Annotated in this window: 9 protein-coding genes; 4 read left to right on the top strand and 5 right to left on the bottom strand. The window is 63.2% G+C overall.

Annotated features, from left to right (window positions below):
* The 3 genes from NP945_RS05465 (at position 1) to smc (ending at position 4975) form a co-directional block, all read left to right on the top strand.
* On the top strand, positions 1 to 501 hold the full coding sequence (locus NP945_RS05465; protein ID WP_127268827.1) for a DUF721 domain-containing protein: 501 nt from the start codon (positions 1 to 3) through the stop codon (positions 499 to 501).
* Positions 502 to 664: 163 nt separating this feature from the next.
* On the top strand, positions 665 to 1408 hold the full coding sequence (locus tag NP945_RS05460; protein ID WP_127268828.1) for a DsbA family protein: 744 nt from the start codon (positions 665 to 667) through the stop codon (positions 1406 to 1408).
* A 105-nt stretch (positions 1409 to 1513) separates the two neighbouring features.
* Complete coding sequence (gene smc / locus NP945_RS05455) at positions 1514 to 4975, top strand: chromosome segregation protein SMC (RefSeq protein ID WP_256745774.1); 3462 nt, start codon at positions 1514 to 1516, stop codon at positions 4973 to 4975.
* A 262-nt stretch (positions 4976 to 5237) separates the two neighbouring features.
* Here the strand turns inward: smc and NP945_RS05450 are convergent, their stop codons facing one another.
* The 3 genes from NP945_RS05450 to NP945_RS05440 form a co-directional block, all read right to left on the bottom strand.
* The gene (locus NP945_RS05450) at positions 5238 to 5453 is read right to left on the bottom strand and encodes a hypothetical protein (RefSeq protein WP_127268451.1); all 216 of its coding nucleotides are present in this window, start codon (positions 5451 to 5453) and stop codon (positions 5238 to 5240) included.
* Positions 5454 to 5637: 184 nt separating this feature from the next.
* Entirely contained in the window at positions 5638 to 6006 is a 369-nt protein-coding gene (locus NP945_RS05445; RefSeq protein WP_127810991.1) for a hypothetical protein, read from the bottom strand.
* 575 nt (positions 6007 to 6581) lie between these two features.
* On the bottom strand, positions 6582 to 8219 hold the full coding sequence (locus NP945_RS05440; RefSeq protein WP_256745773.1) for an ABC transporter substrate-binding protein: 1638 nt from the start codon (positions 8217 to 8219) through the stop codon (positions 6582 to 6584).
* Between the two features lie 128 nt (positions 8220 to 8347).
* Here NP945_RS05440 and NP945_RS05435 point away from each other — a divergent pair, with 128 nt between their 5' ends.
* The gene (locus tag NP945_RS05435) at positions 8348 to 9247 is read left to right on the top strand and encodes a LysR family transcriptional regulator (protein WP_127810990.1); all 900 of its coding nucleotides are present in this window, start codon (positions 8348 to 8350) and stop codon (positions 9245 to 9247) included.
* A gap of 89 nt (positions 9248 to 9336) precedes the next feature.
* Here NP945_RS05435 and NP945_RS05430 read toward each other — a convergent pair whose 3' ends face one another.
* Together NP945_RS05430 and NP945_RS05425 are read right to left on the bottom strand one after the other, a co-directional pair.
* Positions 9337 to 10209, bottom strand: a complete 873-nt coding sequence (locus NP945_RS05430) for a phytanoyl-CoA dioxygenase family protein (protein WP_256745772.1) — start codon at positions 10207 to 10209, stop codon at positions 9337 to 9339.
* Between the two features lie 168 nt (positions 10210 to 10377).
* Positions 10378 to 12468: an O-antigen ligase family protein gene (locus NP945_RS05425; protein ID WP_256745771.1), complete on the bottom strand. Its 2091-nt coding sequence runs from the start codon at positions 12466 to 12468 to the stop codon at positions 10378 to 10380.
* Positions 12469 to 12520: the final 52 nt, after the last annotated feature.

Raw genomic sequence — 12520 nt, 5'->3', positions numbered from 1 at the left:
ATGGCAGGCAGAACGCCCTACGGCAATCCCGTCCCGGTCAGCGATCTCGCGACCAGGATCCTCGATCCGGTGCTCCGCAAACGGGCTGGCATTTCGATCGGCCTCGTCCAGTCATGGGACGAGATCGCCGGCCCGCGGCTGGCCAGCCATTCGCGCCCCGAAAAAATCCAGTGGCCGCGCCGTATGCATGAGGACGATCCGTTCGAGCCGGCCGTGCTGGTCATTGCCTGCGAAGGCATGGCGGCACTTCATCTGCAGCACGAGACGGGCGAGATCATCAACCGGGTCAACGCCTTCCTCGGCTTCACCGCCATCAATCGCATCAGGATCCTGCAGAAGCCGGTGACAACCGACAAAGGAAGGCGCAAACCGGCCCTGAGGCCGCTGACGGCGGCTGAGAAGACTAAATTGTCGGGAACTGTCGGCCTGGTCGATAATGATGAACTGCGCGCCTCGTTGGAGAAACTTGGCGCGACCATTATTGGGGAGAGAAAGTCATAGGCGTCTTGAAGAAAGTCATGGATTCGTCGTCAATATCTCGCATTCGTGATCGCCCTTGTCAGGTTTCGCGATTGGATTGGGGATCGAGATGCCTTAATTCGCGCCAACTCTCGCCTTTTCGTGTCTTTGCATTGCAAAATCCAACCCTTGTCAGGTGATTCGTATGAACCGTCCCCCGTTTGGCCAAAGCTTGTCTCGCAGAAACGTCCTGTCTTCGCTGGCCGCCATTCCGGCGGTGGCCCTGCTCGCCGCCTGCAGCGACTCTGGCGAGGAGGCGAAGGCCGCGGATGTGAAGCCTGCGGCCCCGGCCGCCCCCGCGACGCCGGCCACGCCGGCCGCCGCCACCGCGCCGGAAGCCCAGGGCACCGTGGACATGGCGGAACTGATGAAGCCGGGTGCGCTGCCCGACAAACAGCTTGGCAAGGACGACGCCAAGGTCACCATCGTCGAATACGCCTCGATGACCTGCCCGCACTGCGCGCATTTCGCCGAGACCACCTTTCCGGACCTGAAGACCAAGTACATCGACACCGGCAAGGCGCGCTACATCCTGCGCGAATTCCCGTTCGATCCGAGTGCCGAAGCCGGTTTTATGCTGGCGCGCTGCGCCAAGGACAACTACTACCCTATGGTCGACGTCCTGTTTAGGCAGCAGGCGAACTGGGCTGGCGTTCAGAACACCAAGGATGCACTGCTGCAAATCTCGAAGCTCGCCGGTTTTACACAGGAGTCCTTCGAGGCCTGCTTGACGGACCAGAAACTTCTGGACGATGTGAGATCGGTCCAGAAGCGTGGCGCCAATGAATTCAAGGTCGACTCGACACCGACCTTCTTCATCAACGGTAAGACCTACAAGGGGGCGATGTCGATTGAGGAAATGTCGGCCATCATCGACCCTCTGCTCTGACGTCCAGTCAGCCCTGAGGCGGCGGCGCTTCGGCGTGCGCGGCTTCCGGTCGTGCCGCGAATTCTCATCGCAAAACCACGGTAATCCGCTTAGTGGGCGGCGCGAATGAAGTTTTCGCGCCTTCGCCTCCTCGGTTTCAAGTCCTTCGTCGAGCCCGGCGAGTTCGTCATCGAACGCGGACTGACCGGCATTGTCGGGCCGAATGGCTGCGGCAAGTCGAACCTTGTCGAGGCGCTGCGCTGGGTGATGGGCGAAAGCTCCTACAAGAACATGCGCGCGTCCGGCATGGACGACGTCATCTTTTCCGGCTCGGGCACGCGCCCGGCACGCAACACCGCCGAAGTCACGCTTTTCCTCGACAACAGTGACCGCTCGGCGCCCGCTGCGTTCAACGATGCCGACGAACTGCAGGTGTCGCGCCGCATCGAGCGCGAGGCCGGCTCGCTTTACCGTATCAACGGCAAGGAGGCGCGCGCCAAGGACGTGCAGCTTCTGTTCGCCGACCAGTCGACCGGCGCGCGTTCGCCGTCGATGGTCGGTCAGGGCCGCATCGGCGAACTGATCCAGGCCAAGCCGCAGGCACGCCGCGCGCTGCTCGAAGAGGCAGCAGGCATTTCCGGCCTGCACACCCGCCGCCACGAGGCAGAACTGCGGCTGAAGGCGGCCGAGCAGAACCTCGAACGACTGGACGACGTCGTCGGCGAGCTGGAAAGCCAGATCGAAAGCCTGAAGCGCCAGGCGCGCCAGGCCTCCCGCTTCAAGAACCTGTCGGCCGATATCCGCAAGGCCGAAGCGACGCTCCTGCATCTGCGCTGGACGCTGGCCAAGACCCAGGAAGGCGAGGCGCGTTCGGCGCTGGCGGTTGCGACAGCCCTTGTCGGCGACCGCGCCACGGCCCAGATGGCTGCCGCCAGGGAGCAAGGTATCGGCGCTCACCGGTTGCCGGATTTGCGCGACGCGGAAGCCGCCGCCGCCGCTGCCTTCCAGCGCTTGTCGATCGCCAAGTCGCAGATCGAGGAGGAAGCCGGCCGTATCCGCGCCCGCCAGAGCGAACTCGAGCGCCGGCTACAGCAGCTCGAAGGCGATATCGCACGTGAAGAGCGCATGGTCCGCGACAATGCGGACATTCTCGAGCGCCTTCGCACCGAAGAGGCAGCACTCAATTCGGAAAATGCCGGCGCCGCCGAACGCGAAGCCACCACCCGTGCGGCGTTCGAACAGGCGGCGTCGACGCTTTCACAAAGCGAAGCCAAGCTCGCCGCGCTGACAGCCGAACGGGCCGAAGCAGCCGCCTCGCGCAACCAGATCGAACGGACGCTGCGCGACACCGCCGAGCGCCGCGACCGTTTCGCGCGCCAGCTTGCCGATGTCGACCGAGAATTGTCGGAGATACTCTCCAAGGTCGCTGGCCTGCCCGATCCGGCCGAGAAGCGGGTGCTGGTCGAACAGGCCATGGCGCTGCTGGAGGAGGCCGAGGCTGCCGTGTCCGAGGCAGAGCAGTCGGTCATCGATGCCCGCGCTACCGAAAGCGCTGCCCGGCCACCGCTTCAGGATGCCAGGGCCGAGCTGGCGCGGATCGAAACCGAAGCGCGCACGCTGGCCAAAATCCTGAATGCAGCCAGCGGCGATCTCTTCCCGGCCGTGCTGGAGCAGATCAGCGTCGATCGCGGTTTCGAAACGGCGCTGGGTGCGGCCCTTGGCGAAGACCTCGACGTGCCGCTTGACCGCAGCGCGCCGGTGCATTGGGGCGAAAGCGCGATCCAGCCCGGCGACGCGGCTCTGCCGGAAGGCGTCAAAAGCCTGGCCAGCGTGGTCCACGCGCCGGCACAGCTCGCCCGCCGCCTGGCGCAGATCGGTATCGTCGATGCCGCCGGTGACGGCCGCCGGTTGCAGTCGCTGCTTGCTCCCGGCCAGCGGCTGGTCAGCCGTGAAGGCGCGCTCTGGCGTTGGGATGGCTTCACCGCCAGCGCCGATGCGCCGACCGCCGCAGCACAACGGCTGGCGCAGAAGAACCGGCTGGCTGAGCTCGATGCCGAGGCGATACAGGCGACGCTCGTCCTGCGCCAGGCCGAGGAGGCGCTGGGAGAGGCTGAACAGGCGCTCCGCCTGGCGAGCGAGGCCGAGCGCAACACGCGCCAGGCCGGTCGTGACGCTCAGCATCGGCTGGACGCTGCCCGCAATGCGTTGGCCGAGGCCGAGAGGGCCGGCGGCGAATTGCAGAGCCGGCGCGCCGCACTCGATGAAGCGCGCGCCCGCATCGTCGACAGCCATGAGGAGATTTCGGCCGCCTTCGCTGAGGCGGAAATGCTGCTGCAGGACGCGCCCGATCTTGGCGATCTGCAATTGCAGTTCGAACAGTCCTCGGCCAATGTCGCCCGCGACCGCGCCGCGCTTGCCGATGCGCGCGCGGTGCATGAGGGGCTGCGGCGCGAAGCCGAGGCGCGCGCGCGCCGGCTCGATGCCATTGGCGCCGAGCGCAGCAATTGGCTGGAGCGGGCCGAAAACGCCTCGACGCAGATCGCTTCGCTCGGCGAACGCAAGGCCGAGGCCGAGGCCGAACGCGAGCGGCTGGCCGATGCTCCCGATGAAATCGACGCCAAGCGGCGTGCCTTGCTGTCGCAGCTCACCGAGGCCGAGAGCTTGCGCAAGGCGGCGGCCGACCGTCTGCAGGAAGCGGAGAACCGGCAATCCGAACTGGACAAGGCCGCCACCGGCGCCATCCAGTTCCTGGCCGAGGCGCGCGAGACCCGCGTTCGCGCCGAGGAGCGGCTGACGGCGGCCGACGAGCGCCGGCTGGAGGTCGAGGCGCGCATACAGGAAACGCTGAACACGCCGCCGCATCTGGTCATCCGCCACACCGGTCTGGAGGCCGACAGCCCGATGCCTGAGATGGCCGAGATCGAGCGTCAACTCGACAGGCTGAAGATCGAGCGCGAACGGCTCGGCGCCGTCAATCTGCGCGCCGAGGAGGAGCAGAAGGAGCTATCCGACCGGCTGGAGGCGATCGTCTCCGAGCGCGAGGACATCATCGAGGCGATCCGCAAGCTCAGGCAGGCGATCCAGAGCCTCAACCGCGAGGGCCGTGAGCGGTTGCTGGCCGCCTTCGAGGTCGTCAACGGCCATTTCCAGCGGCTGTTCTCGCATCTGTTCGGCGGCGGCACGGCGGAATTGCAGCTGATCGAATCCGACGATCCGCTCGAGGCTGGCCTCGAAATTCTGGCCCGCCCGCCCGGCAAGAAGCCGCAGACCATGACGCTGCTGTCCGGCGGCGAGCAGGCGTTGACGGCGATGTCGCTGATCTTCGCGGTGTTCCTGACCAACCCGGCGCCGATCTGCGTGCTCGACGAAGTCGACGCGCCGCTCGACGACCACAATGTCGAACGCTTCTGCAATCTCATGGACGAGATGGCGGCCACCACCGAGACGCGTTTCGTCATCATCACCCACAATCCCATCACCATGGCGCGCATGAACCGGCTGTTCGGCGTGACCATGGCCGAGCAGGGCGTCAGCCAACTGGTGTCGGTGGACCTGCAGGCGGCCGAGGCGATGCGCGAGGCAAGCTGATCCAGATTGCGCTGCCTGCGAAGGGGCCGCTCCGGAGCAATTCAGGAAAAGTGTGCAAGCGGTTTTCGCCCGGCAAAAAATGTCAGGGCCGCGGACTGTGCCTGTGCGAATGATGCTTGGCCGAGGACCAGACGAAATAGAGCGATCCCAGTTTTAGCACAGGCACCCTGCGATCCCGCTCGCGATCACGCAGTTCGCGGTAGGTCTTCACCTTCAGTGTGCCCCCCGGCAATCTGATTCGCAAAGCCATGATGCATAGAGCTTACGTGCTTTCTCCAGTCGATGGAATGTTCATTTCAAGTTCATCGTCAGTATTCGAGCTCTTGGAGGGTCGATCGGGAATTGTACTGGGCCACCAGATGACGAAATATTTGCCAAACTGCCAGACCGGGACTTCGCCCTTGTGCTCCCGTCGCCGCAACTCATGACGTTGCTTGACCTTCAACACGCCACCCGGAAGCCTGATCTTGATCGTCATCGTCCCTCAATACTGATGGCGCGCTTCCTGGGTGCCGCGCCCGAAGCTTCATCTGTCCGGCCAAGGTAGAAAAAACCGCCCACTCTCGGATCGGACCGTTGCAATCCGATTTCGCCGAGTCAATGGAGCCGGGGGCGAACTCCTCTGGCTATCGGCCCCGTGCACAAAGGGCTTGAGAACAGGCTCAACCTCTGCGCCGCAAGATCCAGTTCACACAGATCACGGCCACGAGGCCACACGCGATGCCGACGCAATCGGCAACCCAGTCGGACACGTCCAGATCACGTCGTATCAGCGCCGTGCCCTGGAGGACCTCGATCGCCGCTCCAACAACTGCAAGGAAGACGATCAGCCTGACCTTGCGATCAGGCCAGCCGAGCCCTCCAAGGAAAGTCATGACGGCAAAGGCGCTGGCGTGATTCAGCTTGTCGTAATGGAAACCGATATCGATCCCGTACTCCTCGAGTCCGGGTATAGGCACCAGTGCAAGGACAAGAACAGCGACAAGCGTGCTGAAAAAAGCAATCCGTTCGGCGGCTGGATGAAGTCTCATTCTGCTCCAATCTGTGCCTGCCCGCCGCGAAGGTCGAATCCGGCTCGGGATCTGCGCCGGGCTCCTGCAGGGGCGCCCGGTGCATGGGGCAGGACGGTGCCGCCGCGCCACGATCGCATCGGATGTTTCGAAAAGCAACGGAACCATCCCTGACCATTATCGGGGGAGGATATTTCACCTGGCCCGATCTAGCCGTCGCAAGCCACACCTTGCGTGTTGCCAACCAAGAGCGCGAATTCTCCCGGTTTTCGGGAAGGTCGTTGCCCGGGAAAGCGGGTTTCACTTCCATCATTCAAAAGTAAGCTCCAGCCATGAACCGGAGCTTGATGATGACAGAGGCGGAAACCAGAATGTTTCACACGCTTGATGTGCCAGCCGGTCCGGTGCGCTGGCCCGGGATTCCGGCCGACCTGCCAAGGTATGGCGCGTGTGGCCGCACCTGCGCATCATGCCCGATGCGAAGCCCGCACTGCTCCTCGAACGCCCTTGATGCCGACGCTTCGGCGCAACTTTCCCGGTGAGCAGGCGATGGGCGGCGCCGGAAAATGCGCCGCCTGTCGGAGGATTGCCCGCGATCAGGCCGCGAGCCAGGCCCGGGTGAAGTCCTGCTCATAGGCCTGATGCATCTGGTAACCCATCAAGGCAGGTTTCATATGGCAGAACAGCTTTCGCCAGTAGGGCTGAACGATGATGCCGGAATCCTGCAGCATGACCTGCAGTTCCTTCATCACCGCACGGCGCTGCTCCGGATCGGCGATGGCGTTGGCCTTGTGGACCTTGGCATCGAAGTCGGGATCGGCGAACCCTGTCTCGTTCCATGCCGAACCGGTCTGGTAGGCAAGCGCATAGGTCTGGATGCCGAGGGGTCGGGCGTTCCAATTGGTGGTCGCGAAGGGATACTTCGTCCAGTCGTTCCAGAATGCCGATTCCGGGATGACAGTGCGTTTCACCTTGAAGCCCGCGTCGCGCATCTGCTGGGCGACGGCATCGGAGCTTTCCTTGCGGTAATCGGCTTCGACCGAGATCAGATCAAACTCGAAATCGAGCTGGCCGGCTTCCTCGAGCAATGCCCTGGCCCGGACCGGATCACGTTTGATCGGCGGCAAGTCGGCGTGTTCGGGATGCATCGGTCCGACATGATCGTTCTGCGCGACGATACCCATGCCGTCGGCGCCCAGTTGCAGCACCGCTTCGTTGTCGACAGCAAGCTGTATGGCGTTGCGCACGCGCTTGTCGTCATAGGGTTTGGCGTTGACGTTGCAGCGCGAGACCAGGGTGGCGGCAGTGACGATCTCGCTTTTCTTCAGGCCCAGCCTGTCGAGCATGGCGACGTCATAGGACTGCGTCTGCCCATTCAGGTCGATCTCACCGGATTCGAAGGCGGAGACGGTGGCGGCCGAGTCGGTGCCGTAGTCAGTCCAGTCGATGCCGTCGAGGAACACCTCGCCGCCCCACCACGACCCGTCCGGCCGCTTGCGCACCGAGGCAGCAACGCCGACATCGAGTTTTTTAAGTTCGAACGGGCCCGTGCAAACGGGATTGGCCGACAGTGGCGCCGCCTTCGGATTGAAGGTGTGGTGGACGATCAATGCCGGATAGTCGGTCATCGCCGGGATGATGGTGATGTCGGGCTGAGACAGTTTCAGGACCACGGTGTGGCCGTCGCGAACCTCGATGGCACCAGTGCGCGCCACCTTGGTATCGGGATCGATAAGCGCGGTCATGCGCCCGGCCATCGAGTTGCCGGCGGCATCCTTCTCGCACCAGCGCGTGATGTTGAAGGCAACATCGGTGGCGGTGAAATCGTCGCCGTTCGACCATTTCACGCCCGGACGCACCTTGAGCACATATTCCGTCGCGTCCGCATTGATCTCCCAGCTCTGCAGCAGCACCGGCTCGAAGGTGAAATCCGGCTTCCAGCGCACCAGCGGTTCGAGAAACTGCATGGCGATGTTGCCCATCTGCGAAACCTTGAACTTGCGCGGGTCTTCCAACTCCATCACCTGCATGGCAACACGCACCACGCCGCCCTTCCTGGGTTGGACGGCTTCCTCGGCCCGCGCCGGGACCGGCTGACCGATGAGCCCATAGGCAATCGCCGTGCTGGCGCCGAAGGCGCTGGCCAGCGCCAGAAACTCGCGGCGGCCAAGCGCGCCGCTCTTCGCGCCTTTCGCAAATGTGCCGATCGCGGGATGAAGAGGTCTGGATGTCATATCGGTTCTCCCATTGTTGATTTTACGCCCAAATTCGGTGGAATGCCCTTGCCGCGTCGTTGCTGGGCGCTGTTTTCTACAGGACGCGGCCGATGGCGGCGGGGCCGCGACGGCGAGGGGAAAGCAAGATGAATCTTCTGACGGCGATGCGGGTGTTCGATCGGGTCTGCCTGCTGGGCAGCCTGTCGGCGGCGGCGCGCGATCTCAACATGTCGACGACGGCCGTCAGCCGTACCATCAAGGAACTGGAAGACGACCTCGGCGTCCGGCTCATCAATCGCACCACAAGGCGTCTCAGCCTCACCGAGGCGGGCCGCGACTATGCTCCGCGTGCGCGCAGCCTGCTCGACGACATTTCCGAACTGCAGGATTCGACGCGCGGCCTGCACAAGGAGACGCGCGGCCTGATCCGGGTTTCCTGCTCCAATGTTCTGGGCCACACGCGCATAACCAAGCTGGTGCCGAAATTCCTCGAAGAAAACCCGCTCACCACGATCGAGTTCGACCTCACCGCGCGTTATGTCGTCGGCATTGTCGAGGAAGGCTACGATGTGGCCATCCGCTTCGGCGGTCAGGCGGATTCCGCCCTGATTGCGCGCCGGCTTGGTGAAGTCCGCAACTATGTCTGCGCCACGCCCGATTATTGGGATGCAAACGGCCGTCCGGTCCACCCGGATGAGCTGGCAAGCCATTCCTGCGTGCTGAGCAATTTCGCCAAGCGCCTTGGCACGTGGCCATTCATCGGACCCGACGGCCCTTTCGATGCGGCTATCGGGGGGCGTATCTCGACCAACAGCGTCGAGGCCGCCTACCAGATGACCACCGCCGGTTTCGGCATCGGCAACCTGCCCAGCCTGCTGGTCGACGCTGCGATCAGGGACGGCCGGCTGGAAGTGCAACTGGATGAGTTTCGCCCCGGCTCCAGCCCGATCTACGCGCTCTATCCGCACCGCACCTATATTGCGGCCAAGGTGCGCGCGTTCGTCGATTTCCTGATCCGCGAACTGTCGGCCGACTTCACCGCCTGAAATGCTGCCCGATTGTCCATGGCCAACGCCGCCAGGGGCCTGGCGCGAACGCCAGGCCCCCTCTGCCCCCGTCGCCCGACGCGGCAGCGTCATTTCCACCAGGCGGTGGTGTCGTACATCGGTCCCGGCTCCTCGAAGAGCTTTTCGTATTTGCACAGTGCCGGCGTCTTGCCGAGCGGCACCGAAACGCCGTCCCTGAACGCCCATTCGCCACGTTGCGTCGTATCGGCCCGCACATAGCTGGACAGCGCAAAGGCCCGGTCGTGCCGCGATTTGTTGGGCGAGGAGCCGTGCACGGTAAGCAGCCCCCACAAAGCAAGGTCGCCCGGCTCCAGCACCAGCGGAACGATGGTCGCCGGGTCGATGCCGACCTTGCGCAACTCTTCTTCGGCGGTCAGGCCCTTCATCAGCTCGCCGGTTCCCTCGTCCGACAGGCCGAGATAGCCGAGCTTGTGGCTGCTGGGCACGACCTGAAGGCAGCCATTGTCCAGCGTCGCCCGATCGACCGCGAGGCCTGTTGTCACGGTGGCGTCGGCGACATTGTCGAAGGCGGCCTGGTTACGGAAGCGCAGATCCTGGTGGAAGCGATAACCCGTGACATTGGCGCCGGGCGGCTTCCAGTGCAGCTGTTGGGCGATCTGCCTTATGTCACGGCCGATCAGGCCCTCGAGCAGCTTCAGATAGTCGGGATTGCGGCGGAATTCTTCAAAATAGGAATTGATCCAGGAAAACCAGTAAGCCTGCAGCACATAGCGTTGGCCAAAGTCCGATTCAGGCAGGATCTGGAAATTCAGGTTGCCGTGCCGGAAGGTGGCGTGATGCTTGAGGCCTTCGGCATAGACCGCATCGGTTTCCTTCTTCAGCCGGATCATCTCGTCGCCGTCGACGAATTGTCGAACGACCGCGTATCCTTCCTCGCGGTACTGCTCCACCGCCTCGCGTGCCTGCCTGTCCGTCAGCATGTCCGTGACAACCCCTGTCTGTGATCCGTGTCGATCGTAACGAAGGGGTTGCCGGCGATAAGCCATGGATTTTGGCATCGACTTTCCCGATTATCGGGAAATTGAGCGGGGCGTCAAAGGTGCATCGGTCGCAACCGGCTGGTCAGATACGTGCTGTGCCGGCAGGCCCTAAAAATAGGTCCGCGGCGCGACAAGGTTCTTCTGCTGGCGAACATAAAAACAGTAGAAGCCGAACGCCGCGGCAAACCACATGAAGGCCTCACCCATGGCCAGCCGGTTGTTGGAATTGGTAAGGATGGTTAGGGCGAAGAAGACCAGTGTGGAGATGTAGCAGGACCATGCGGCCGGAGCGACAAGCTTGGCTCGCATGGCCAGCAGAACCTGCCTGGCCGACCAGGTGTAGAGAAAGGCAAAGAACGCCAGTCCGACCACACCATAGCGCACGGCAATCTCAAGATAACCATTGTGGAAGACGTTGAAGATCATGGGATGATAGGTTCGGTTCTGCCATTCGGTCAGCCAGCTGGAACTGGCTCCGAAGATCGGGTGGCGCTTCCAGATATTGATCGCATCCGCCCACAGCATCAGCCTCTCCTTGGCTGCAAGCGGAACCGCGTCGCTCGCGATGGCGCGGTCGAAGGCGGGGAGGACCCCATGCCTGAACACATCCGGAACCAAGGTTTTGACGAATGCCATGGTATCGTCGGCGGTGGACGAGAAGATGTTGTGTGCCGCGACAATGCCGGCCGCCACGATCACCAGCACGCCACCCGAAACCAACAGTTCGCGGCGATGGCCTCTCGCCAGGGTCATGACCGCCAACAAGAGCAGAGCGAGCGCAAGCGCAAGCCACACTCCCTTTGAGCGCATCTCGATGATGTTGACGAGGGCAAGCAGCAGGACGGCTGTCGACAGGGCCCAATGCAGGTTCTTGGTTGCTTTCCCGAGGTCCGTTCTCTGGGCCGAGTAGGCCATGAATTGCAGCGTGCAGAGGAAGATGAAACCGGCCGCCACCGACGCGTGGATGGGATTGTTGAAAAGCCACGGGGCCGGTTGGATGCCTTGAAACATGTCCGAATAGAAGGTGTCCGCCGCCAGGAAGACGAGACTGAGGATCATGAACCAGAGCACGAGCCGTGCGGGTTGCCTGACAAACAGCAGAAACGCGAAGCCGGTCGTCGCGTAAAACAGCGGAAACATGTAAATGCCTTCGGCGCCACCCAACTGGTGGGTGCCGAAATAGACGATCGCCAGTCGGATGAAGACGTAGAGCGACCAGCCCAGACACAGGAAGCCGACCCAACCGATCAGCGGTTTGCTGTAGGTCCACAAATCCACTCTGAACCAGCGGATGACCGCGACCAGGGCCAGCGCCAGGCCCGCATAGCGGTAGGTGTCGGCCTCGCGCCACACCGCGGAGACCAAAGCGAGAATGGCGAGTGCCGCAAGCAACAGAAGCAAGGTGTGGCGCGGCGCGTTGTCCTTGGCATCATCCAGGGCATCTCGCGGCAGAGGGGGCGGCAGCAGGACGTGATGCAGGCGGCGCAGCTCGTCGCTGGCCCGCAACACCCCGGCACGTAGCCGGCTCGGCCCGCCCAGCCTTGCGGATTTGTAGCTTCCCGAGGGACCGGCTATGCCCGAAATCCCACTGCTGGCGGCGAAGCCAAGCACGTTTTGGCGGACCGAATAGACTTTCAGGCCGGTATCCCAAAAGCGCTCGAGTGCGACGTCCCATGGCATTTTCATAACGGCGAGCGCCGACAACAGACCCTGCGCGCCCTCTCGCGTCACCAGATAGGCGGCGGCCGAGCCTTGCGGGCCATGCAGCGCACGACCGATCTCGTCGCCTTCAACCGTTTCGACGGCGCGCATGAAGAAGCTCATGCGATGGTTGGTCAGCTTGATGACGTCGAAATCCGGCACCGCCGCGATGATGGCCTCGATGCGCCGCATGGTGTTTTCGCTGAAGAGGACATCGTCCTCGATAATCAGGCCATGGGCGCTGCCACCGGCCAGGAACGTTTCCAGCGCCCGGATATGGCTGCGGTAACAGGCATATTCGCCCGAAAGGATGTCGCGCCCGCTCAGCTTGCGCGCGGCTGGAAGATCGATCTCCGTCAGGTCTTTTTCAGCGAGAGCCCGACCGTCGACGGCGGCAATGCGCTGCAAGGTCAGGCCGGCCGCCTCGGCGCTGGCGCACAATTCGCTCCAGCGACCGGTCTCGCGATCGAGGTTGATGGCGAAGATAGGAAGGTTCATTGAAGTTCCATGTTGAGCCGCCACCCACCTGGTCGACCTATGTATGGAAAGA

The organism is Mesorhizobium sp. LMG17149, assembly GCF_024518695.1.
GTDB lineage: Bacteria > Pseudomonadota > Alphaproteobacteria > Rhizobiales > Rhizobiaceae > Mesorhizobium.
This window is presented reverse-complemented; position numbering and strand designations above follow the sequence as displayed.

Coding starts and splice junctions, on each gene's coding strand:
- NP945_RS05425 (WP_256745771.1), bottom strand. CDS start 12,468: ATGAACCTTCCTATCTTCGCCATCAACCTCGATCGCGAGACCGGTCGC.
- NP945_RS05450 (WP_127268451.1), bottom strand. CDS start 5,453: ATGACGATCAAGATCAGGCTTCCGGGTGGCGTGTTGAAGGTCAAGCAA.
- smc (WP_256745774.1), top strand. CDS start 1,514: ATGAAGTTTTCGCGCCTTCGCCTCCTCGGTTTCAAGTCCTTCGTCGAG.
- NP945_RS05435 (WP_127810990.1), top strand. CDS start 8,348: ATGAATCTTCTGACGGCGATGCGGGTGTTCGATCGGGTCTGCCTGCTG.
- NP945_RS05460 (WP_127268828.1), top strand. CDS start 665: ATGAACCGTCCCCCGTTTGGCCAAAGCTTGTCTCGCAGAAACGTCCTG.
- NP945_RS05440 (WP_256745773.1), bottom strand. CDS start 8,219: ATGACATCCAGACCTCTTCATCCCGCGATCGGCACATTTGCGAAAGGC.
- NP945_RS05465 (WP_127268827.1), top strand. CDS start 1: ATGGCAGGCAGAACGCCCTACGGCAATCCCGTCCCGGTCAGCGATCTC.
- NP945_RS05445 (WP_127810991.1), bottom strand. CDS start 6,006: ATGAGACTTCATCCAGCCGCCGAACGGATTGCTTTTTTCAGCACGCTT.
- NP945_RS05430 (WP_256745772.1), bottom strand. CDS start 10,209: ATGCTGACGGACAGGCAGGCACGCGAGGCGGTGGAGCAGTACCGCGAG.